This is a genomic window from Acinetobacter sp. 797_lipA, assembly GCF_058243025.1.
Genome location: NZ_JBZAYQ010000001.1, coordinates 67907 through 89796 on the forward strand (window position 1 = coordinate 67907; position 21890 = coordinate 89796).

Below are 21890 nucleotides of genomic sequence, written 5' to 3' on the forward strand. Positions count from 1 at the left end.
AACGCATGATGCAAGACAATGTAACTAAGTATCGCCGCTCTATCGCGATTTCTTATGTCTTCATGTTTTTGGCTTTGTTTACTGTGATTAGCGGCGCATTTTCCTACTGGTATGCCCGAAAAGTCACGCAAATTGATCATGCCGAAGTGTGGCTACAAGCGCAAGCACTTTGGGTCATGCGCAATATTGTGATTTATAGTATTTTGGCTTTATTTGCAGCACTGTGGTTTATTCCTCTTATTTTCTTCACTTGGGACAGCGCATTATGGGTGACTGCATGCACGGTTGCAGGTGTGGTTTTTAGCTGTATTGCATTTCTCTTCCTTCTAAATGCATGGTTTAAAGGCCTGTCTAAATTTTTGAAAAATAAAGCAGTTTTCTAATTCTACTGATTTTTTTTCAAACACCCCCTTGTAAAACTTGGTTTGAACCCAATTTCAGACCACAGTTGAGTATTAAATAAATTCCGTGAGGAGCATCGCCAGACATGGCTAAACGTGATTATTATGAGGTTTTAGGTGTTGCTAAAACCGCTAGTGATGATGAAATTAAAAAAGCCTACCGTAAGTTGGCGATGAAATATCATCCGGACCGCAACCCTGACAATGCTGAAGCTGAAGAGAAATTTAAAGAAGCGGCTGAAGCTTATGAAATTTTATCGGATAGCGAAAAGCGTAGCATGTATGACCGTATGGGGCATCAAGCCTTTGAAGGTGGTATGGGCGGCGGAGGCGGCTTCGGTGGTGGTTTCAGCGCAGAAGACATTTTCAGTCAATTCGGTGACATTTTCGGCGGCGCATTTGGCGGCGGCGGCGGTCGTGGTCAACAGCGTGCACGTCGTGGTTCTGACTTACGTTATGTGATGGAACTGACGTTGGAAGAAGCAGTAAGAGGGGTGAAAAAAACCATTACTTTTACTGCACCAGCGCCATGTGAAACCTGTGATGGTAAAGGCTCTAAAAACCCGAACGATGTTGAAACCTGTAAAACTTGTCATGGTGCAGGTCAGGTTCGCATGCAGCAAGGTTTCTTCTCTGTACAGCAGACCTGTAGTACCTGTCGCGGTCAGGGCAAGATCATTAAGAATCCATGTAATACCTGTCATGGTTCAGGCGTTAAAGACCGTCAACAAACCTTAGAAGTGACGATTCCTGCGGGCGTCGACAACGGTGACCGCGTTCGTTTAACGGGTAAAGGCGAAGCGATTCGTGATGGTCAGTCAGGCGACTTGTACGTAGAAGTGGTGGTGCGTGAGCACGAAATCTTCCAACGTGATGGTGCAGACCTGTATATGGATGTCCCTGTGAGCATTGCCGATGCTGCTTTGGGTAAAGAAATTGAAATCCCGACACTCGAAGGTCGTGTGAGTTTGAAAATTCCTGAAGGCACACAAACAGGTAAAATGTTCCGTTTACGTGGCAAAGGGGTTAAACCTGTACGTACCAGTATGCAAGGTGACTTACTCTGCCGTATCGTGATTGAAACGCCAGTCAACTTAACAGCACGTCAACGTGAACTGTTGAAAGAGTTGCAAGAAACTTTAGATGGAGATGATCACAAATCATCACCAAAGAAAAAGTCTTTCTTTGACCGACTGTTTGATTAATTGAATACAGTACGTCTGAATTGGTGTTGAAAAGAGCGGGAAGATTTTCCCGCTTTTTTTATGTTATTGCGCTTCTGCGGGCAACTCAGGTTGATCGATCTCTTCAACCGATACCATTTCTTCGGCCATAGGTGCAGTGGCTGGTACTTGTTGCTCGGCCTGTGCTTTGGGATGTGTGCTGGTGGTGATCTTTACCTGCGACAAACTTTCTAAGGTATCGCCCGCTTGAACAGCGGGTTCAGCCTGAACTTGTGCCCAACTGCCCCCAAAGGCCATCGCTAGAAAAAGTACCTTTGCTTTCATTCTATTTTCCTCATTTTAAAGTTGTTTTTAAACGCGAACCTAGTCTGCGTAAGATTGATTGCAAATTTGTGAAAAGCTGGAGAAATCATGTTTGAAAATAAAGCGATTTTTTCGATGAAAATGCCCAACAAACCTTAGTCTGTGCAATCAGTTTTGCTATAGTAAGAGCAATTTTGAAGCTAGATTAGGAATATGTTATGTCAGCAGCTCCACGCATTGGTGTCTTAGGTGCCGGCGGTCGTATGGGTCGCATCCTTATTCAAGCGGTACATGAAGCAGGCTATCAACTGGCTGCGGCAGTGGAACGCCCTGAAAGCTCACTGGTTGGTACAGATGCAGGTGAGCTTGCAGGTATTGGCAGCCTAGGCGTGAAGGTGGTGGGTAGTCTGGAAGCGGTAGTGAAAGATTGTGATGTGATCATTGATTTCACTGCACCAGTAGCGACCGTTCAGCATTTAAAAATTTGTCGTGAAGCTGGGGTCGCCATTGTCATTGGCACCACGGGCATGAATGACGAACAAAAAGCTTATTTGGATGACTCTGCGACTCAAACACCTGTGGTCTATGCAGCCAACTATTCTGTGGGGGTCAATGTTTCGATTAAACTGTTGGAATTGGCGTCTAAAGTCTTTGGCGACACAGTGGATATTGAAGTGATTGAAGCGCATCACCGTCATAAAGTCGATGCACCATCAGGCACAGCGTTGATGATGGGTGAGGCGATTGCGGGTGCTTTAGGTCGTGACTTGAAAACCGATGCAGTGTATTGCCGTGAAGGTCATACAGGACCACGTGAGCGTCAAAGTATTGGTTTCCAAACCATTCGTGGCGGCGATATTGTCGGTGAACATACGGCTATGTTTATTGCTGATGGTGAGCGTGTTGAAATTACCCATAAAGCGACCAACCGTATGAACTTTGCTTCGGGTGCGGTACGCGCTGCGGCTTGGGTGGTAGGACGTGAAGCACGTAAATATGACATGAAAGATGTACTGGGTTTTAACGACATTCAAGTTTAAAACCTGTTTCATTCGCCATAAAAACAAGATAAAAAACTAAAATAAGACGAAGAATAGAATGAAAAAAGTCATATATATGGCTTGTGTTGTTGCCGTGATGACGACAGCACAGGCCAAACCTATGGATCAAGCCAAACTCAGTATTCATAAAAATAATATTAAAGTTTGGACCTATCAAAATGCACAAAACCCAGTTTTTTTATATAAGGCTGAAACCACGTTTGATGTGCCGATTGAAAAAGCAGTGTCATTGATCTTAGATGTTGACCATGCGGTGAAATGGGTGCCGTATATGGGCAGTGTGAAAGTCTTGTCGCGCGATGATAAAAAAGGCGAGTTTCAACTGTATATGGTGCTGGATTTTCCTTTTCCTTTAAAAGACCGCGACTTGGTGGTGCAGGGAAAAATGACCAAGGACAGTCAGGGCATTATTAGCATTAAAAATAAAGCGATTGATAAAAACATCCTTAAAAATCCAGATTATGTGCGCCTAAATCATTATGAGGGCGATTGGACCTTTCAGAAACTGGGATCAAATAAAGTCAAGGTTTCGACCTCAGGTTATGCTAACCCTGAGGGGTCGATACCACTGAAGTTTGTGAATATGTTTGTCCAACAACAACCCTATCAAATGCTGCAAAAAATGAAAAATCAATTGCTGGAACAAGAAGACACTCCTGCCCATTTACCAGTTGCCTTACGTTAATTTTAAAGATGAAGAAGCCTGCAATGCAGGCTTTTTTATGTTTTAAAACTTAAGGCTGTTGATAGGCGCTCAGCATCTCTAAGGTTGAAGCCTTAGGCAGGTCTAACTGGATTAAACTGAGCATGGCATCTCCTTCACCAGCGAGCGAGATCTTGAAGTTTTCAGCACTGCTTTGGTCACATTGGAACTGTAAATTTTTCTGGTGGGGCAAGTTCATCTGCATTTCACGTTCATTGTTCAACCGATATTGATAGGTTCGTTGGGTCGAGGTTTCAGTCAAGCTCGGCGCTAAACTTAAAAACTGATAATCAGTTAAATTTTGCATTTTCAGAAACCCTTCAATCAGTGCTTTACAAATAAAATGCTGCTGTTGTACTTGCTGCGAAACATGTGGCGGTTGGCAAGCCGATAAGCTCAATAAGCAAAAGAGAGATATGATTATTTTTTTCATAAAAGTGCCTATTTATGGTTGTGAACGAATGACAGAAGCATAATTCTGTTGGCATAATGGATACAGATACATAAAAGTTAAAAAAATAGGTACAGATAAATGGCATTTCAGTATCAAAGCTTGGCTGCACAATTGCTTGAAAAAATTCAAAATGCTGAATTACCCGCAGGGCAAAAGCTGTTGTCGTTACGCCAGTTTGCCAACTTACAAAAGGTCAGCTTGAATACGGCCAAGAGCTGTTATGAGCTACTCGAGTCGCAGGGGTATATTCATGTGAAAAATAAGTCGGGCTATTTTGTCAGTTATCAGAAGAATACCAGCCCATCTATTCCTGTACCGCAGCATCCTGATTTTCAGTCTCAAGCCCGTGATATTTCTAATTTAGAGCTACAGTTGGAAATTCAACAGTCTTCCATTAATAGCCGTCTCATCCATTTGGGAGCGATTCAGCTTTCGCCAAAACATGTGCCTGTAGAAGCGCTCCGCCGTTCCATTCAACGTGCCTTAAAACACAGCCAACCTGAAGATTTTTTATATAGCGATAAGCAGGGCCATATTCGCTTGCGGCAGGCTTTGTCTGAGCATTGGGCTGAAGATGGCTTTTATATTTCGCAGGATGATATCTACATCAGCAATGGCTGTATGCCTGCGTTGTCGGTGATGATTCAACACCTCAGCAAGGAAGGCGACAGCGTAATTGTACCAACCCCAAATTTTAATGGTCAGTTGCAAATGTTGGCGGGGTTAAAGCGAAAAATTATTGAAATTCCAGCCGATACTCAAGGCTTTGATCTTGAACGCTTAGAGCAGGTCATGCAAAGTTCAGGCGCAAAAGCGTGCTTACTCACGGCCAATTATCAAAATCCATTGGGGTTTTGCTTAAGCAATGCAGAAAAAGAAAAAATTGCACAACTGGCTGCGCGCTATCAGTGCTATGTGATTGAAGATGATATTTATGGTGAATGTAGTTTCAGTTCGAGTCGTCCGTTGCCGATTAAATATTGGGATCAGCAGGGTTATGTGATTTTCTGTGGTTCAGTTTCCAAGTCCCTTTCAACTGCGTATCGCGTAGGTTGGTTCTGTATTCCGCAGCGCTTAGCGCATTTGAAAGCTACGTTATTGATGCAAAATATTACAGTGAATACACCCTTGCAGTTGGCACTGGCCGATCTGATTTATAGTCGTGCTTATCGAGAGCATTTACAGCAGTTAAAGCCGATTTTGAAACAGCAAGTTGAGCAATACCGACACATGATTCAGCATGCCTTTAACGGAGTTGAGTTACGTATCAACCAGCCCTTAGGCGGCTATGCACTGTGGTTGCAGCTACCCGAGTGTATCGATGGTTTGGATATGTACTATTTTGCTCAGCAGCACGGCATCAATATAGTGCCGGGTGAAGTCTTTGGTGAAGGGCAGCGTTATAAAAACTGTATCCGCCTCAATGCAGGTCATGAAATTTCAACAGATATTCGCGCAGCGGTCACTTTGTTGGCCGATTGGGTGAAAGCGCAACTCAGCAGTTCGACGTTGGTCAAACAAGCGGTATAAAAAGCGCCTCTTTTGAGGCGCTTATGGATTAAAAATCGGCTTTGAGGACGATACGATAACGGGCTTTTCCAGAATGTAACCGTTCCAGTGCTTCATTCAACTGTGACATAGGATACAGTTCAATTTGTGGCGCAATGTTTTTACGTGCAGCGAATTTGAGTAGCTGACGTAATGCCGCAGGTGAGCCAGTGGGTGAACCCGTGATAGACTTTGCTCCACCAATCAGACTACCTGCATTTAACTTGATGGGCTCTAGAGGCAGGCCTAGCAAATGGATCGTGCCATTCGGTGCCAGCGTACTGATATATGCAGGCCAATTGAGCGTGACATTCACGGTGCTGAGGATGAGATCAAATTTGCCCCGCTGGGTTTTAAGCGCATCCACATCACGGCTATTCACCACATGATCTGCGCCCATGGCCTTGAGCTCTTCAGTTTTGTCAAGGTTCGAGGTGAACGCCGTGATTTCACAGCCCCATCCTCGAAGTAGCTTAATGGCTATATGCCCTAAACCACCAATGCCTATCACTCCAACATGGTGAATGGCTTGAATGCGGTGTTTTAAAATTGGATCAAAAACGGTAATACCGCCACACAATAAAGGACCCGCTGACTCAGGATCTAGCTCTTCAGGTAAAGGAATAATCCACTGCCAACCTGCGCGAACTTTGTCGGCAAAGCCGCCTGCATGACCGACGATGGTTGCTGTCGGCCCTCCTGTACAGAGCACTTGTTGGCCCGAAACACAGGGGTCACAGTGTTGGCAGCTTTCTGCCGTCCAGCCTATACCGACGCGCTGTCCAAGTTTAAGTCCTTTGGCTTCTGAGCCTAAGCGACTGATGGTGCCAATAATTTCATGACCAGCGACAACGGGATAGACCGAGGAGTTCCATTCATTGTTAATGACCGAAACATCGGAATGGCACAATCCACAATATTCGACTTGGACTTCGACCTGATGTGGTTGCAGTTCACCCGCATCGAATTGATAGGGTTGTAACGCTGCGCCTGCTTGCATTGCCGCATAGGCACGAATGGTGTTATCCGACATATTCTATATCCTTATTTTCCTGTTTTTTATGTACTTTTATTTAAAATGACAGCTATTTTCATGGTCATTGACCATACCGACCGCTTGCATAAAGGCATAGCAGGTGGTGGGTCCGACAAATTTAAAGCCCTGTTTTTTTAGGGTTTTAGACATATTTTGGCTTTGAGGTGTCTGTGCAGGTGCTGTGCGGTAGTCTGGGACATCATTGTTGATTGCGTGTTGTTCGACAAAGTTCCAGAGCCACTCAACGGGGTTGATGCCTTGTTGTTTCAGGGCTTGCCATGCAATCGCATTGTCACGAATGGCGGTCAGCTTCCCGATATGGCGAATTAAGCCGATATCTTGGACTTTTTCGGCTAAGTCTATATCACTCAAAGCCGCAATTTGTTCAATAGAATATTGAAAAAACTGGCGATGATAATGTTCACGCTTTTTCAGGACAGTAATCCATGACAGCCCCGCTTGTTGACCTTCGAGGCAGAGCATCGCAAATAATTGCTTTTCATCATGTAGTGGTTTACCCCACTCATGATCATGGTAGTCGATGTAAAGTGGGTCTGAGGAGCACCATCCGCAGCGTTGAGTGGTCATGAACATGCTCCTGATCTTTTTATAGGGTAAAAGGGGCCCATTGGTCGTGTTGATTGTCCCAATAAAACAATTGGGCTTGTTCGAGGTCGGAAAAGTTAATCCAAACATCTTTTCCTGTTTTTTCAGCAAATCCAGTGCTGATTAAAAGCGCATCTTCAGTAATTTCCATGATCCAACCTTGGTGGTTTTGTCCAGCCAAGATGATTTTTTGTTGATTGCCTGATTCAGCAAATTCGACCAGACGGTTGATCAACGCTTCTGACATGAAAAATTCCTAAAGTTAACGTAAATAAGGATAGGGATTTACTGCACCACGGCCTTTACCTTGTAAATAAAGTCCATAATGCAAATGTGGGGCTGTGTGCCGTGCATTGCCTGTATTGCCAACATAGCCAATCAGGTCGCCTTTTTTGACATAGTCGCCGACACTTAAGCCGCGTTTATGGTCATCAAGATGAGCGTAGTAATGCCAAGTGCCTGCTGGCCCCATAATCCAAACCACTTTACCACCCAAATTGTTATTGCGTAAGTCTGCAACGAGACCTTCTGTGGCAGAAAAAACTTTTGTTCCACGTGGAGCCAGAATGTCGATGCCTTCATGCGTCCGTCCGCTACTGCGGGACGCTCCCCAAGTATCTGTGAGCCCGTGACGTTTAATGCCTTGAACGGGTACAGGCAGCTGCTGAGCTAAACGCATGTTTTTCAGCTGTTGGACTTGTGAGGCCGGTAATTGACTTCCACTCGGCGCAGGCGGCGTGGTGCGGCAAGCTGCGAGTAACAGAATCACAAAACTTAAACTGGCAAGCGCAGAAAGGCTGGGCAAACAATTACGCACGAACAATCCTTTATTATTTCAGTGATCTAATTTTAAAGTGTCAGGGTGAACCCAATGCATCACCCAACTATGTCACAGTTGAATTGCCGAGATCAATTTTTTCATCGCGGTTGGGATGCCCATTTCTGTGACGTTTTGTATGTCTATCCATGTGCTGGCCAATTCTATACTTAAATGTTCGAGTTGATCGGCATCGACCTCAAAACAAAGCGCTTCCAGTTGCCAAGTGAAATGGGTGAAACTATGCGAAATTTCAGCGCGTTGCGAGACTTGTTTTAGTCCTAGACTTTGGCACAGTTGCGTGAGTTCATCACGATTTTCAAAAATAGGTAAACACCATAAACCACCCCACAGTCCACTATTGGGACGCTGTTGCCACAGCCATTGATTGTGATGACGCAGTACCAAAACTTGGCCAGACTTCACAGGCACAGCTTTCTTGGGCTTTTTAAAAGGCAATTCAGTTTCTAGCCCTTGTGCATGGGCTTTACAGTGTTGCTGCATTGGGCAGTATAAACACAGTGGTTTTTTAGGGGTACAGACGGTTGCCCCCAAATCCATGATGGCTTGGGTATAGTCGTGGTTACGTTCAGTTGGACAGAGTTTAGTGGCCAGTTGCCACATGCTGCGTTCATGCACAGGTTTGCTTAGATCATCCTCAATGGCAAAAAAACGCGCGAGCACGCGTTTTACATTGCCATCCATAATGATGCCGTACTGACGTAAACCCAAAGACATCAGCGCCCCTGCGGTAGATGGACCAATGCCTGGCAGTTCAATCCAGTCCTCTAAAGTTTGAGGAAAGTGTCCCTGACGTGCCACAACCCCTGCGGCTTTATGCAGATTACGTGCACGGGCATAGTAGCCCAGACCTGCCCAGTAAGGTGCGACCTCATCCCATGATGCTGTCCCTAAAGCTGCAACCGTTGGGAAGCGTTCGATAAAACGCTCGAAGTATTGCAGCACGGTTTTGACTTGGGTCTGTTGCAGCATAATTTCAGACACCCAGACTTTGTAGGGATCATCGGCTACTTGCCATGGCAGATCATGTCGACCATGAACATCGAACCAAGTCAGTAACGCATCTGAAAAAGAGAAAGGAGACATCGGAGGCACAAGCAAGAAATTCGGCTTAGTATAACTGAATGTCTTTTCTGAGCCCGAGTTTTTGCGCATAAAAAATGGCGCTTACGCGCCATTTAAAACCATAAAACTTAGTCTTTTGTCATGCCCCAACGTGCATCGAGTTTTAGCTCTTGGTCTTTGTAGCGTGGAATAATATGGATATGTAAGTGTTCAGACACATTCCCAAATATTTCACCATCATTAAAACCAATATGAAAGCCTGAAGGTTGATGACGCAATTGGAGTTCATTACGTGCCAGTTCTAGTAAAGACATTAAACTTTTACGTTCTTTGTCGGTAATGTCAAAAAATGAGCTCACATGACGTAGAGGGATAATGACACAGTGACCTTTAGACAATGCATTGGGTTCGGGCAAAATCACCCCAAAGTCATTTTTATCAAGCACGTCATATTCATCAAAATTACAATATTGGCAGTTGGTCTCAGTCATTGTTATCTCCTCTAAAATCTAATTATGTATCTTGTTGGATCTGAAAAATCAAACAGTTGAATTCTCAGCTCTAGTTAAGCACTGAGATTGCGTTCTAGCAAGTCATACATTGCATCTAGCCCTTGTCTTTCTGCTTCTGGGTTATAGCCCAAGTCTACGCCATTGGCTTTGGCACGCTCATCGGCCAATGGGTTGCTAAAACCGTGCTTCGCATCTTCAAAAATGATGACTTCATGGTCCACTTTTGCAGCATGCATTTCTTCACGGAAGCTGGCAACATCATCCAAAGTGACCATGCTGTCTAACTCACCATGTAAAACTAAAATTTCACCTTGAATTTGACCTTCGACCGCAGGGGCTTTCGGTGCCAATGTTGCATGGAAAGTCGCCACAGCTTTAAGTGGTGCGCCTGAGCGCGCTAAGTCTAAAACAACTTTACCGCCATAACAAAAACCAATCGCCGCCAGTTGATCTGCATTCACTTCAGGCTGGGCAGCAAGCGTATCTAAACCTGCTTTAGCCCGGTTGACGATGGTGTCTGCATCGGCAAAAGTTTGCATCATCCATTCATAGGCTTGTTTCGCATCTGTGGTGACATTTTTATCACCATACATATCAATCGCCAGTGCGGCATAACCGTGTTCAGCCAGTTCGCGAGCACGTTGTTCAGTATATTCATTTCGGCCCCACCATTCGGGTGCAACGATGATACCTGCATGCGGTGTTTGAGAGCTTGGTGCTGCAAAATAACCGACTAAGCGTTGTCCATCGGCTGCGTTATATTGAATTTCTCGAGTTTGAATACTGATTGTCATGCTCAAATCCTGATAGATGATCTGCTCTGATTAAAGCATAAAAACTTTTACAAGGATTTGAAAAATATTCCGATGTACATGAGAAATGTGAGAAATTATTTTTTAAAGGCACATATAAAAAAAGAAGGATCTGAATCCTTCTTTTTCTTTATTAAGAGTTGTGTACTTTAGACTTTGCCACGGGATAAAAATCCGACAATCGCTAGAATCACAGCAATCACCAATAAAATAATCGCAAAGTCTTTGGATAAACCTGCTACGCCGCCAAAACCAAGTAAACTTGCAATCAGTGCAATCACTGCGAAGATAATCGCCCAACGAAACATAATTTTTCTCCATAGATGTTCTTATTTATTACTCTATTAGTATAGAAACAACGTTCGGACACACTGTGTTGCTTTTGTTTAAAAAGTGTTCTGTTTATATTTTAAGTTTATGAATATGATGTAAATATTGACACTTTAGATAGCTCTGAAAGCCATGTGACTATAGGTTATAATAGTGCATTCAGTTTTATTGGCAGTGGTTATGTCCAACGAATTAAGACCAGAGTTTTGGAAGCATTATGCGCTCACTGAGCTACGCTCAGCGGAGTGGGAAGCGTTATGTGATGGTTGTGGTCTGTGCTGTTTGGTGAAACTTGAAGATGAAGAAAGCCAAGAAGTCGCCTATACCAAAGTGGCCTGTAAACTGTTGGACTGTCAAACGGCAAGTTGTCGGGATTATCCGAACCGAAAGCAGCATGTGCCCGATTGTATCCAGCTCACGCCCGAACTTTTAGACACGATTCATTGGTTACCTCCGAGCTGTGCTTACCGCCGTCTGCATGAAGGTAAAAATTTGCCCAGATGGCACTATTTGAACACGGGCTCACGGCAAAGTATTCTGAAAGCGAAAAAGTCTGCGGCAGGACGTTGTATTTCTGAAGAAGAGATTCAGGATGACGACATTGAAGACTATATTGTGCGTTGGGTTCGCTAGTCCATAAAAGCACCATCAAATTGCATGAAAAGCTTGTGTCATTTGCCTGAATTTGCCATAACATAAGCATTCGATGAACGCATGATAAGTCCTAGCCCTATGTCTGATAGCAATATTCCACTGCCTGAACGTTTACGCCCGCGTGATTTATCTGAAATTATTGGGCAGGATCACTTATTGGGTGAGCAGGCACCGCTCCGCCAAATGATCGATCAAGGGCATTTGCCATCGATCATTTTTTGGGGGCCGCCAGGTGTGGGGAAAACCACGATTGCTTTACTGTTGGCGCAAGCAATCGACCGACCATTTGTCAGTCTATCTGCGCTCAATACGGGGGTTAAAGAGCTCCGTGAGATCATTGCTGATGGCGGAGATTTAATGCCACCTGTGGTGTTTATTGACGAAATTCATCGTTTTAACAAATCACAGCAAGATGCCTTACTGAATGCTGTGGAGAAAGGCAAAATTACCCTCATTGGTGCCACCACCGAAAATCCTTCTTTTGAAGTCAACAGTGCATTGTTGTCGCGTTGTCAGGTCTATACCTTAAATTCGCTCGATGCCGATGCGATTCAAACTTTATTACTGCAAGCGATTAAGAACGATCCGTTTTTAAAAGAACGTTATATTCAAATTGAAGAATTTGAAGCACTGGTGCAGTTTGCCGCAGGTGATGCCCGCAAAGCCTTGAATTTAATTGAACTGATTGCGGGCACCTTCGAACCGGATGTTGAAAATATCGTGACCAATGCAATGGTAGTCAAAGTTGCACAGCAAAATATCGCCCGTTATGACAAATCGGGTGAGCAGCACTATGATTTGGTGTCGGCTTTTATTAAGTCAATTCGAGGGAGTGATCCTGATGCCACTTTGTATTGGATGGCACGAATGCTCAAAGGCGGTGAAGATCCTGTTTTTATTGCCCGTCGGATGTTGATTGCAGCCTCTGAGGACATTGGTAACTCAAACCCCAATGCACTGCTGCTTGCTGGAGAATGCTTCCGTTCTGTTCAAGCGGTGGGCATGCCAGAGTGTCGAATTATTCTTGGGCAGTGTGCGGTGTATTTGGCGACCAGTGCCAAAAGTAACAGTACTTATCTTGCGATCAACAAAGCGTTGGATTTGGCCGAGAAAACAGCGAATTTACCTGTGCCGCTGCATTTAAGAAATGCACCGACCAAGTTGATGAAAGAGCAGGGCTATGGCGTCGACTACTTGTATCCGCACAACTATCCAGAGCATTTTGTGATGCAAGAATATTTACCCCCTGAGCTCAAAGGCGCCAAGCTGTATGAGTCGGCACGCAATAAGCGTGAGGTTGAGGGTGAGCGTTTACAGCAACGCCGTTGGCAACAAGAGCAGCAACAGCAGCAGTAATAAAAAAGCCTGATTCACAAATCAGGCTTTTTTGTTTCTGGGGCTTAGGATTTAGTCACATTCATTGAGCAGTTTTTTCTTTAAGCACTGTAGCGTTTTTATGTTCCCATATGCGTATTCATCAATTTTAATGTCGCAGGTAACACAGCGACTAACAAGGCGATTGCCATCGTGATGTTAAAGCTCAAGGCAAAGCGCGGTTTCATCAAATATTGACGTAAGAAAAGGCCACCGACAGCCCAAACCCCGACACATGGAATGGAAATCACCATTAAAATCAGGGCCGCATAAAGAATATCACTGACATGATGGTTTAAAGCAAAATAAGTGGCAATGGTGCTGATGGAGATAATCCACGCTTTGGGATTGACCCACTGAAAAAGAGCCCCTTGTAGAAAACCCATCGATGGTTTTTGTTCTAATTCGATGTTGAGTGGCCCACTGGACGCGATTTTCCATGCGAGCCACAGAATATAAGCTGTGCCGATTAAACTTAAAATAAATTGGAGTTGGGGTAGGGCCAGAAACACCTGATTTAACCCGATGCCGATGGCGAAAAGTTGCACGGCCACACCAAAGGCAATGCCTAAAACCAGAGGTAGAGGGTTTTACTGATGCCAAATCGTGCACCAGACAGCATGACCAGTGCATTATTGGGTCCAGGTGTGCAGGTCATCACGACACAGAACAGCAGATAAGAGACAAACAGTGAAGCGTTCATAAAGGGGATGGGTTAATCAAATAAGTATCATTTTATTGTTGATCTATCACAATTTGGTTGTATATTGATTGTTAATACTGAATTTTATGCAATAAATGATTGAATTAGATCGATTAGACCGAAAAATATTGTGCGAGCTTGAGCGCGATGCACATTTAACCAATATTAAACTGGCAGAACGCGTGGGTTTGTCACCTTCGGCCTGTTTACGACGTGTGCAAGAGTTAGAAAGAGTAGGTGTGATTCGAGGTTATAAAGCGGTGATTGACCGTTCTCTTTTGGGTATCGGCTTAACGGTTTATGTGACCATCGGGCTATCCTGTCACTCAAAAGAAAGCTTGAGTCAGTTTGAGGATGTGATCACTGCAACGGATGAAGTCACAGAGTGTCATACCATTACAGGCTCGGTCGAGTATTTACTCAGGGTTGAAGTGGCTGACATTAAGTCTTATAAAAAGTTTCATACTGATGTTTTGGGAACGATCCCTTCCATTAGCTCGATCACCAGTTTTTTGGTGATGGATACCACTAAAAATCGATATACCAATCTATAAAAGCTTAGGTGGAAAGGTAAAAAACCGAGCGAAATGGGTCGGTTTTTTATCTGAGTGCATATAGTTTCGCGGGATCAGATCAAACAAGGCGCTTTATCTTTTCAACAGAGCATTGAATGCTGAATCATTGCTGAGACAAGCTCTTGAAAGCTATTCAATTATTTAAAGTTACCCTCTAAAAACTGTTGCAGGCGTTCACTTTTGGGGTGAATCAAAACTTCTTTTGGATCACCTTGTTCTTCAATTTTGCCTTGATCTAAGAAAATGACATGATTGGACACATGGCGTGCGAAGCCCATTTCATGGGTGACCACAATCATGGTTCGGCCTTCTTCAGCCAAACTTTGCATCACTTTCAACACCTCACCCACCAGTTCAGGATCTAGAGCACTGGTTGGCTCATCAAACAACATCACTTCAGGTTCCATCGCTAAGGCACGGGCAATTGCGACACGCTGTTGCTGTCCTCCTGACAAAAAAGACGGATATTTCTTTTCGACACTTTCTGCGAGCCCAACTTTTCTTAAATATTTTCGTGCACGCTCTTCCGCCTCACTTCGCTTTAGTCCCAAGACATGAATGGGTCCTTCAATAATATTTTCTAATACCGTCATATGCGACCACAAATTGAAATGTTGAAACACCATCATCAGTTGGGTGCGCATTTTTTGTAGTTGTTTGGGATTTTTTGCTTTGAGATTGCCATTTTTATCCAAGCTAGTCTCTAACTGCTCACCATTGAGTTGAATGCTACCTTGGCTCGGTTGCTCTAGAAAATTGATGCAACGAAGAAAGGTACTTTTACCTGAACCTGAGGAACCAATAATACTAATCACATCACCTGCGCGTGCCTCAAGTGAAACCCCTTTTAAGACTTCATGATCGCCAAAACTTTTACAAAGGTCTCGAATCACCAGTTTTGCTGAATTTTCCATTGTTTCTCCTAATGATTCGATGGTTTTAAAAACGCCAACCAGCGTTGTTCCAATTTACGAAAGATCCAAATGAGGATAAATGCCAGACAGGCATACAGCACAGCGGCAATGCCAAAGGCATCAAACGTGGCATAAGTGGCAGCATTGACATCCCGTGCAATTTTGAGAATATCAGGCACGGTTGCAGTGAAGGCAATGGTGGTTGCATGCAGCATCAAAATGACTTCATTGCCATAAAATGGCAATGCTCGGCGTAGCATCGACGGAATAATAATGCGGGTATAGCGTTTCCAAGGCGACATTCCAAAGGCTTTTGCTGCCTCAATTTCGCCGTAGGGAATCGAACGTATCGCCCCTGCAAAAATTTCAGTGGTATAAGCTGCTGTATTGAGTGCAAACGCTAAAATGGTGCAATTAAGCCCTTCTCTAAAAAACTCATCGAGCCGTTCATGGGCATGCACAAATTCAAGGCTATAAATTCCAGTATAGATAATCAGTAGCTGCACATATAAGGGGGTACCACGGAAAATATAAGTAAAAAACCAAACAGGTCCACGTACAAAAGTATGCTCAGAAACTCGAGCAATTGACAAAGGCACAGCCAGAACAAAACCAATCGCAATCGATAAGACCAGTAGCCACGCGGTCATGGCGACCCCAGTCATTTGAAAACCATCGGTCCACAGATAGGACTGCCAGTATTGTTGAATAATTTCAATCATAGTTGTCCCTTTTTCACACCAGCAGAATAACGACGTTCCAGCCACATGAGAATCAAATTCGAAAGGGTGGTGATGGCCAGATAAATGACGGCTGCAACAATACTGAAATAGAACACTTGCATGCTGCTTCGACCTGCATCTTGGGTAATTTTGACGATGTCGGTCAAACCAATTAAGGACACCAAGGCAGTGGCTTTGATGAGGACTTGCCAGTTGTTGCCAATCCCCGGTAAGGCAAAGCGCATCATTTGTGGAAAGAGGACACGCCTGAAGACTTGAAATGGGGTCATGCCATAGGCATATGCAGCTTCAAGTTGCCCTTTGGGGACGGCTTGAAATGCGCCACGGAAGGTTTCCGTAAAATAAGCCCCATAAATAAAGGCTAAGGTAATCACCCCTGCTACAAAGGGATTGATGTCAATTTGCTCCATATGAATCGATTCGGTAATCGAGTTCAATCCAAGTTGCAGGCTATAGAACAACAACAACATGATTACCAGATCAGGAACACTACGAATGAGCGTGGTATAGAGGGTTGCAACATGACGTAAGATTTGAATACGAGAGAGTTTGGCACTTGCCCCAAACAATCCAATAATGATCGAAAGTACCAGTGAGGCTTTGTTGCACAAAGATTTGAAATGCAAAGCGCCCCTAATTGAGCTAAATTTAAGGCGTAACTTGGGTAAGTGGTCGACCTAATTCCGTAAATCTGTTAAGGACTGCTACACGTGCATGGATTTCATTCACTTGGCTATCAAAACTCCTTGCGCTGAGTTTATCTCCTAATAATTTGATGCAATGCATCTTAGTTTCAACCAAACTTCGCCGATGATAGCCTGACCATTTTTTCCATAGTGTCCTGCCTAAACGTTTAATTGTTCGAAGTAATTCATTTCGCTCTAGCGAGCTACTCTTTGTATCTTTCCATGGTTTCGCATTTTTTCTAGGTGGAATCACCGCATGCGCTTGCCGATCTGCAATGACCTGACGGCATTGCTTGGTGTCATAAGCTCCATCGGTATAAACAGAGTTAATCTGCTCATCTTGTGGAATCTGATTAAGTAAATCACCAAGCACCTGTGAATCACTGACATTATTGGTTGTAAGCTGAACTGCTCGTATTTGTAGGGTTTTAGCATCTATACCAATATGAAGTTTACGCCATTGGCGACGATATTCAGGTCCATGTTTCTTGCGTTTCCATTCGCCCTCACCTAGAAACTTCATGCCTGTAGAGTCCATGAGTAGATGCAGCCCATCGCTACTTTTTTGGTAGCTGATTACAATATCAATATGCTTTTGTCTTCTACAAAGCGTGGTGTAATCTGGAGCTATCCAATTTAATCCGCAAAGTTTAATCAGACTTTGCACAAAGCCAGTGACCATACGTAAAGACAGACGGAATAAGGATTTAATCATTAAGCAGCATTGGATGGCTGCGTCAGAGTAGGTTTGATTTCGCCCTTGTTTGCCTTTTGATGGCGCATACCATTGCGTAGCAGGATCAAACCAAATGGCAATATTTCCGCGACTCATGAGTGCTCGGTTATATGCGGGCCAATTGGTTGTGCGGTAGATTTTGTGTGTAGGCTTCTTCATTTGAAAATTATATCGCTGAAAAACCCTTTACAGATAGGTTTGTGCAACAAAGCCGCTTAGAGGAAGAAGCTCATCTTTTAAGTTCAGCATTTGCTGCATTTGGGCGCGAATTTTTCGCTCAGTTTTTCGTACATTATGTGCATTAATTCTTTTGCTCATAGCCCGGATTGGAATAAATAATTTCTCACCCATACCATCGACCAAGACAAATTCGGGCTTATTATTTCGCTGCTCTGTATACATAATTCCTGCGATGTTTACCTCACCGAAGATAATGTGTAAGTCGCAGCAAAGCTGAAAAAAGTCATCTAGAGCTTTGGCGTGTTTTTCCTCAAATTGATGTGATTTGCATAACTCAAATAAAGTCATACCTTCACCACTTGGGCAGACAATTTTTTCAGTCACAAAACCCAAGCCTACAGAAGTTTTCACAAAACCATAAGGCATTTCGACAGGAAAGCTAAAGATATTATTTTTATAATGATTTTTACATAGCTGTAGATATTGCAATAATTCACGGCGGAATTGGCGATAAACGCCTTGCGACATTCTACGTTTAAGTTTGCCATGTCCTTTCCAGCCACCATCTTCATCCACTCGATTTGGATTCATGACTTTGATGATTTTGTTTTCATCCTCAGGATGCTTAAACACCATTTTTGAACAGCCTTGTCCGATACATTGCAGTTCATCTAATTGATAAATCATAGGGCCTTCTATCAGGAGATATACAAGAAAAGCATCATTAGAAATGTGACATTTCATGTGATTGAAATGACTATTTTACAAAAAAATAAATAAAATTTCATGAAACTTTAATATTTATGTTGTAGAGGGGGGATTAAAAAAGAACTTATAGGCTTGTATTGCAGTTATAACAAGACATTGGTCTAAAATGTAAAGAATAAAAAAACCGAGCGATTAAGCTCGGTTTTCTTGAATCTGTAACTGATTAGATATCAGAAAGGTCGATACCTAAACGTGCAGCAACTTCTTCATAAGCTTCAACCACACCGCCTAAACCTTGACGGAAACGGTCTTTGTCGAGTTTTTTCTTGGTTTCTTTGTCCCATAGACGACAACCGTCTGGAGAGAACTCATCACCAAGAACAATACGGTCGTGGAATACACCAAACTCAAGTTTGAAGTCCACAAGTAGCATCCCACCTTGGTCAAATAAGTTTTTAAGCACTTCGTTCACTTGGTAAGTGAGGACTTTCATTTGCTCAAGTTGCTCAGCAGTTGCCCAACCTAAAGCAATTGCTTGAGACTCATTGACCATTGGGTCGCCAAGCGCATCATCTTTGAAGAATAATTCGAAAGTCGGCGGGGTTAATTCTTTGCCTTCTTCTACACCTAAGCGACGGCATAAAGAACCTGCTGCATAATTACGAATTACACATTCAACAGGGATCATGCTGAGTTTTTTCACTAGAACTTCTGTTGGAGAAAGAAGTTTTTCAAAGTGAGTCTCAATGCCAGCCGCAGCCAATTTATCCATGATAAAGGCGTTAAAACGGTTGTTCACCTTACCTTTACGATCTAGTTGTTCGATCTTTTCACCATTGAATGCCGAAGCATCATCACGAAAGACTAAAATCAGGTGGTCTGCACTGTCTGTTTCATAGACAGATTTCGCTTTACCAGTATAGAGCAAGGTTTGTTTTAACATGAGGGAACCTTTTTCAAAAAAAAATGCCTAGTACGACTAGGCTGGCCAATTTTGGTAAATCTGGGTTAACAATTCTGTGGCTTTTTCAGGCGCTGCAAAACTGTTATCGGCATTGAACACAGCGAGGTTGTTGCTGCTGCCGACCGCGGTCAATCTTAACACATAGACCTGTTGATCGATTTTAATGGTTGCTTCATAACCATTTTTGCTTTGACCAACAATTTGATGGTTGAGGCTGCTGAGGGTGGCAAGCGTATATTGCCAAATTGTAGCAGAATTTCCCTCAATTTTGAGCAGCGGATTCTTATTTCCGTCAATAATCAATTGAGGGCGACTCACAGCTGTATCAACTATTTCCGTTGATTCGGCATTCGGCATGACTTGAGCTGCTTGAGGGCGCGGCATTGCAAAACGGTTTCCGCGCTTATTTTCAAGTACAGGTGCATGTTCAAGAGCGAGCGCTTCAACCGTTGGAGCTGGATACAACGGCGTTGCAGGTCGAACCATAGAGCCTTCAGGGTACTTAAGAGGTTCTAAGGTTGCTGTCTCTTTATAGTCCAAACTACCGTTATTGACTGCAAGGGAACTACAACCCGCTAAACTGACAACTGAAAGTGCGAGAGTAAGACCTAAACGTAATTGCATATTGATGTGCTCTTTATTTAATGACACCCGCCGTTGTGAGTGCTTCACGGAGCGGTGTGCGATATTGTTCTGCAAGTGGTGTTAATGGTAAACGAATACCCGTTTCGATTAACTCCATTTCATGAAGTGCCCATTTCACAGGAATTGGGTTTGATTCGCAAAATAGAATTTCGTGTAAATTTGCAACTTGGGTATTTAGGTTTTCAGCTTTTTCAGCTTCGCCTGCCAGTGCTGCCGCGCAAACATCGCTCATTTCTTTTGGTGCAACGTTTGCAGTCACAGAAATATTGCCTTTTGCTCCCGACAGAATCAGTTGATAAGCCGTTGCATCATCACCTGAATAGACGGTCATCGCTTTGCCAGCAAGGCCTTCGAGCAGTGCTTGACCACGCGGGACATCACCTGTGGCATCTTTGATGCCCACAATTTGAGGAATATCGGCCAAACGAATAACTGTTTCATTCGCCATATCGACACCTGTACGACCAGGTACGTTATACAGAATTTGAGGAAGATCAACAGCTTCAGCAATAGCTTTATAGTGCTGATATAAGCCTTCTTGGGTCGGTTTATTATAATAAGGGGTAACCAGAAGAGCAGCATCTGCACCGAGTTCTTTGGCTTCTTTAGTCAACTCGATGGCTTCACGCGTTGAATTCGCGCCAGTACCCGCAATAATAGGGATGCGTTTGTTTGCGACACGAATGATTTCTTTAATCACTTGTGTATGCTCTTTCATGCTTAGAGTAGACGCTTCACCCGTTGTACCGACAGCAACAATGCTATTTGTGCCTTGTGCGATGTGCCACTCAACGAGCTTCTCTAGACCCTTCCAATCTACGCTGCCATCTTCAAACATAGGGGTGACGATTGCGACAATTGAGCCTTGGATGGTCTGTGCTTGCTGAGTCATTTTAAAAAAATATCCTATTTGTCCATCCAGTTAGGCCAGAAAAACATAAGATTGGATGGGTGCGTATTTTAATTTATAGCATTTTCAAAGCGCTGATGCATTGAATAATGCTTATGCAAATTATGAACGAACACAACATGAAGAACAATATGCTTTAGTCAAAGTGTATAAAAACTTTATCATTCGCTACAAAAATACAGCTTGTTCAAATGGTAGACAAAGAAATGCATCTTATTTTGCATCTGAAAAGAGCGTTTTGCATAACCTATGGCCATGGATTAACGCATTTAAAAAAAAGAGGCTCTTCATCTCAATCGAGCATTAGACGTCGATCAAACTAAATATTGGGATATAAGGTCAGGATTTTAACGCTTACACAATTTCTCTAAACAGCGATGACATGTCCTTTTAACCTTATAGATCAATGTCCAGTATTTTGTTCTATATTCTATCTTCGCTTCAATTTGCCACAATACCCATTGCACTAAAGGCTGCGGTCATTTAATTTTGACCCGCGAGGGTGAATACTGTTTTATAAATTAAGCTAAGCTTGGCCTTCGAGCGCAGAACAAAAAGGACAGAGAATAATGCAGAAGAATATGGCATTGATTGTGGTGGATGTACAAAATGGTTTTACGCCTGGTGGAAATTTAGCGGTAGCAGGATCAGATCAAATTATTCCTAAAATTAATCAGCTTGGCGATTATTTTGACACTATTGTACTCACTCAAGATTGGCATCCTGAAAATCATATTTCTTTTGCAGACAATCACCCCGATCAACAAGCCTTTCAAACCATTGAATTAGACTACGGCACACAAGTGCTCTGGCCACGTCACTGTGTACAAGGCACACAGGATGCGGAATTGCATCCCGATCTCGATCTTGCCAAAGCGCAGTTGATCATTCGTAAAGGATGTCATGCGCATATTGATAGTTATTCTGCTTTTTTAGAAGCCGATCATAAGACCCAGACGGGACTCGCAGGCTATTTAAGAGAGCGTGGGATTGATACCGTGTTTATTGTTGGGATTGCAACTGACTTTTGTGTGGCATGGACGGCAATAGATGCCTGCAAACTCGGTTTTCAAACTTATGTGATTGCCGATGCCACCAAAGGCATTGATTTACATGGTTCTTTACAACATGCATGGCAAGAGATGCTGGCCTATGGTGTGAAACGTCTGTATTGCAAAGATATTGTGCAACAATATGCCGTGAACTGATGCGCTGAACCAATCGGCTCACTTCAATTACCAATAT

General features: G+C 43.4%; 27 protein-coding genes and 1 pseudogene. 9 read left to right on the forward strand and 19 right to left on the reverse strand.

Annotated elements, in window-relative coordinates; all coding sequences use genetic code 11:
- Positions 1 to 5: 5 nt before the first annotated feature.
- Both AC4CU2_RS00260 and dnaJ read left to right on the forward strand, forming a co-directional pair.
- Positions 6 to 383 carry a hypothetical protein gene (locus AC4CU2_RS00260; protein WP_004978426.1) on the forward strand — a complete coding sequence of 126 codons (378 nt, stop codon included), beginning with the start codon at positions 6 to 8 and terminating at the stop codon, positions 381 to 383.
- A 104-nt stretch (positions 384 to 487) separates the two neighbouring features.
- The gene (gene dnaJ, locus AC4CU2_RS00265) at positions 488 to 1606 is read left to right on the forward strand and encodes a molecular chaperone DnaJ (protein WP_004978425.1); all 1119 of its coding nucleotides are present in this window, start codon (positions 488 to 490) and stop codon (positions 1604 to 1606) included.
- Between the two features lie 63 nt (positions 1607 to 1669).
- Here dnaJ and AC4CU2_RS00270 read toward each other — a convergent pair whose 3' ends face one another.
- Positions 1670 to 1909, reverse strand: a complete 240-nt coding sequence (locus AC4CU2_RS00270) for a hypothetical protein (RefSeq protein ID WP_004978423.1) — start codon at positions 1907 to 1909, stop codon at positions 1670 to 1672.
- A 197-nt stretch (positions 1910 to 2106) separates the two neighbouring features.
- Between AC4CU2_RS00270 and dapB the strand changes: the two genes are divergently transcribed.
- Complete coding sequence (gene dapB, locus AC4CU2_RS00275; protein ID WP_062031806.1) at positions 2107 to 2928, forward strand: 4-hydroxy-tetrahydrodipicolinate reductase; 822 nt, start codon at positions 2107 to 2109, stop codon at positions 2926 to 2928.
- A gap of 58 nt (positions 2929 to 2986) precedes the next feature.
- Complete coding sequence (locus AC4CU2_RS00280) at positions 2987 to 3634, forward strand: START domain-containing protein (RefSeq protein ID WP_004691844.1); 648 nt, start codon at positions 2987 to 2989, stop codon at positions 3632 to 3634.
- A 49-nt stretch (positions 3635 to 3683) separates the two neighbouring features.
- On the opposite strand, the gene AC4CU2_RS00285 is transcribed toward AC4CU2_RS00280, so the two are convergent.
- Positions 3684 to 4085: a hypothetical protein gene (locus tag AC4CU2_RS00285; protein ID WP_438330906.1), complete on the reverse strand. Its 402-nt coding sequence runs from the start codon at positions 4083 to 4085 to the stop codon at positions 3684 to 3686.
- A gap of 99 nt (positions 4086 to 4184) precedes the next feature.
- Here AC4CU2_RS00285 and AC4CU2_RS00290 point away from each other — a divergent pair, with 99 nt between their 5' ends.
- Complete coding sequence (locus tag AC4CU2_RS00290; RefSeq protein ID WP_125273784.1) at positions 4185 to 5636, forward strand: aminotransferase-like domain-containing protein; 1452 nt, start codon at positions 4185 to 4187, stop codon at positions 5634 to 5636.
- A gap of 28 nt (positions 5637 to 5664) precedes the next feature.
- On the opposite strand, the gene ahr is transcribed toward AC4CU2_RS00290, so the two are convergent.
- The 8 genes from ahr to AC4CU2_RS00330 all read right to left on the reverse strand — a co-directional run bounded on the left by ahr (position 5665) and on the right by AC4CU2_RS00330 (position 10831).
- Positions 5665 to 6687, reverse strand: coding sequence for an NADPH-dependent aldehyde reductase Ahr (gene ahr / locus AC4CU2_RS00295; RefSeq protein ID WP_438330908.1), 1023 nt, complete (start codon positions 6685 to 6687; stop codon positions 5665 to 5667).
- Positions 6688 to 6723: 36 nt separating this feature from the next.
- Positions 6724 to 7278 carry a DNA-3-methyladenine glycosylase I gene (locus tag AC4CU2_RS00300; protein ID WP_348957961.1) on the reverse strand — a complete coding sequence of 185 codons (555 nt, stop codon included), beginning with the start codon at positions 7276 to 7278 and terminating at the stop codon, positions 6724 to 6726.
- 19 nt (positions 7279 to 7297) lie between these two features.
- Positions 7298 to 7543: a hypothetical protein gene (locus AC4CU2_RS00305; protein WP_438330909.1), complete on the reverse strand. Its 246-nt coding sequence runs from the start codon at positions 7541 to 7543 to the stop codon at positions 7298 to 7300.
- Between the two features lie 15 nt (positions 7544 to 7558).
- A complete protein-coding gene (locus AC4CU2_RS00310) occupies positions 7559 to 8101 on the reverse strand; it encodes a M23 family metallopeptidase (protein WP_224469376.1) in 543 nt (180 codons plus the stop codon).
- Between the two features lie 84 nt (positions 8102 to 8185).
- Positions 8186 to 9220, reverse strand: a complete 1035-nt coding sequence (gene mutY / locus AC4CU2_RS00315) for an A/G-specific adenine glycosylase (protein ID WP_438330910.1) — start codon at positions 9218 to 9220, stop codon at positions 8186 to 8188.
- 107 nt (positions 9221 to 9327) lie between these two features.
- Positions 9328 to 9690, reverse strand: coding sequence for an HIT family protein (locus AC4CU2_RS00320; RefSeq protein ID WP_058951487.1), 363 nt, complete (start codon positions 9688 to 9690; stop codon positions 9328 to 9330).
- Positions 9691 to 9764: 74 nt separating this feature from the next.
- Positions 9765 to 10505, reverse strand: coding sequence for a dienelactone hydrolase family protein (locus AC4CU2_RS00325; RefSeq protein WP_279733390.1), 741 nt, complete (start codon positions 10503 to 10505; stop codon positions 9765 to 9767).
- Between the two features lie 167 nt (positions 10506 to 10672).
- Positions 10673 to 10831 carry a DUF1328 domain-containing protein gene (locus AC4CU2_RS00330; protein WP_004647174.1) on the reverse strand — a complete coding sequence of 53 codons (159 nt, stop codon included), beginning with the start codon at positions 10829 to 10831 and terminating at the stop codon, positions 10673 to 10675.
- A gap of 202 nt (positions 10832 to 11033) precedes the next feature.
- Here AC4CU2_RS00330 and AC4CU2_RS00335 point away from each other — a divergent pair, with 202 nt between their 5' ends.
- Both AC4CU2_RS00335 and AC4CU2_RS00340 read left to right on the forward strand, forming a co-directional pair.
- Positions 11034 to 11486, forward strand: coding sequence for a YcgN family cysteine cluster protein (locus tag AC4CU2_RS00335; RefSeq protein WP_039890724.1), 453 nt, complete (start codon positions 11034 to 11036; stop codon positions 11484 to 11486).
- 99 nt (positions 11487 to 11585) lie between these two features.
- Complete coding sequence (locus tag AC4CU2_RS00340) at positions 11586 to 12863, forward strand: replication-associated recombination protein A (RefSeq protein ID WP_438330911.1); 1278 nt, start codon at positions 11586 to 11588, stop codon at positions 12861 to 12863.
- A gap of 98 nt (positions 12864 to 12961) precedes the next feature.
- Here AC4CU2_RS00340 and AC4CU2_RS00345 read toward each other — a convergent pair whose 3' ends face one another.
- Positions 12962 to 13429 (reverse strand): LysE family translocator, encoded by a 468-nt coding sequence (locus AC4CU2_RS00345; protein ID WP_438330912.1) that lies wholly within the window; start codon positions 13427 to 13429, stop codon positions 12962 to 12964.
- 250 nt (positions 13430 to 13679) lie between these two features.
- Here AC4CU2_RS00345 and AC4CU2_RS00350 point away from each other — a divergent pair, with 250 nt between their 5' ends.
- A complete protein-coding gene (locus tag AC4CU2_RS00350; RefSeq protein ID WP_438330913.1) occupies positions 13680 to 14138 on the forward strand; it encodes an Lrp/AsnC family transcriptional regulator in 459 nt (152 codons plus the stop codon).
- A gap of 158 nt (positions 14139 to 14296) precedes the next feature.
- Here the strand turns inward: AC4CU2_RS00350 and AC4CU2_RS00355 are convergent, their stop codons facing one another.
- The 8 genes and pseudogenes from AC4CU2_RS00355 to dapA form a co-directional block, all read right to left on the reverse strand.
- Positions 14297 to 15073 carry an ABC transporter ATP-binding protein gene (locus AC4CU2_RS00355; RefSeq protein ID WP_130235499.1) on the reverse strand — a complete coding sequence of 259 codons (777 nt, stop codon included), beginning with the start codon at positions 15071 to 15073 and terminating at the stop codon, positions 14297 to 14299.
- 8 nt (positions 15074 to 15081) lie between these two features.
- Positions 15082 to 15795 (reverse strand): ABC transporter permease, encoded by a 714-nt coding sequence (locus tag AC4CU2_RS00360; RefSeq protein WP_159151826.1) that lies wholly within the window; start codon positions 15793 to 15795, stop codon positions 15082 to 15084.
- Positions 15792 to 16412 (reverse strand): annotated as a pseudogene (locus AC4CU2_RS00365) (ABC transporter permease); the annotation flags it as partial. The pseudogene AC4CU2_RS00365 and the gene AC4CU2_RS00360, both read right to left, overlap by 4 nt.
- A gap of 52 nt (positions 16413 to 16464) precedes the next feature.
- Positions 16465 to 17397, reverse strand: a complete 933-nt coding sequence (locus tag AC4CU2_RS00370; protein ID WP_063454701.1) for an IS5-like element ISAba12 family transposase — start codon at positions 17395 to 17397, stop codon at positions 16465 to 16467.
- A 27-nt stretch (positions 17398 to 17424) separates the two neighbouring features.
- Positions 17425 to 18105 (reverse strand): YrbL family protein, encoded by a 681-nt coding sequence (locus AC4CU2_RS00375; RefSeq protein ID WP_490768145.1) that lies wholly within the window; start codon positions 18103 to 18105, stop codon positions 17425 to 17427.
- Positions 18106 to 18349: 244 nt separating this feature from the next.
- Positions 18350 to 19069, reverse strand: coding sequence for a phosphoribosylaminoimidazolesuccinocarboxamide synthase (gene purC, locus AC4CU2_RS00380; RefSeq protein WP_004691818.1), 720 nt, complete (start codon positions 19067 to 19069; stop codon positions 18350 to 18352).
- A 36-nt stretch (positions 19070 to 19105) separates the two neighbouring features.
- Positions 19106 to 19714 carry a lipoprotein-34 precursor (NlpB) gene (locus AC4CU2_RS00385; RefSeq protein WP_490768146.1) on the reverse strand — a complete coding sequence of 203 codons (609 nt, stop codon included), beginning with the start codon at positions 19712 to 19714 and terminating at the stop codon, positions 19106 to 19108.
- A 13-nt stretch (positions 19715 to 19727) separates the two neighbouring features.
- On the reverse strand, positions 19728 to 20627 hold the full coding sequence (dapA, locus tag AC4CU2_RS00390) for a 4-hydroxy-tetrahydrodipicolinate synthase (RefSeq protein ID WP_004691815.1): 900 nt from the start codon (positions 20625 to 20627) through the stop codon (positions 19728 to 19730).
- Between the two features lie 587 nt (positions 20628 to 21214).
- Here dapA and pncA point away from each other — a divergent pair.
- The gene (gene pncA, locus AC4CU2_RS00395) at positions 21215 to 21853 is read left to right on the forward strand and encodes a bifunctional nicotinamidase/pyrazinamidase (RefSeq protein WP_490768147.1); all 639 of its coding nucleotides are present in this window, start codon (positions 21215 to 21217) and stop codon (positions 21851 to 21853) included.
- The last annotated feature ends 37 nt before the right edge of the window (positions 21854 to 21890 follow it).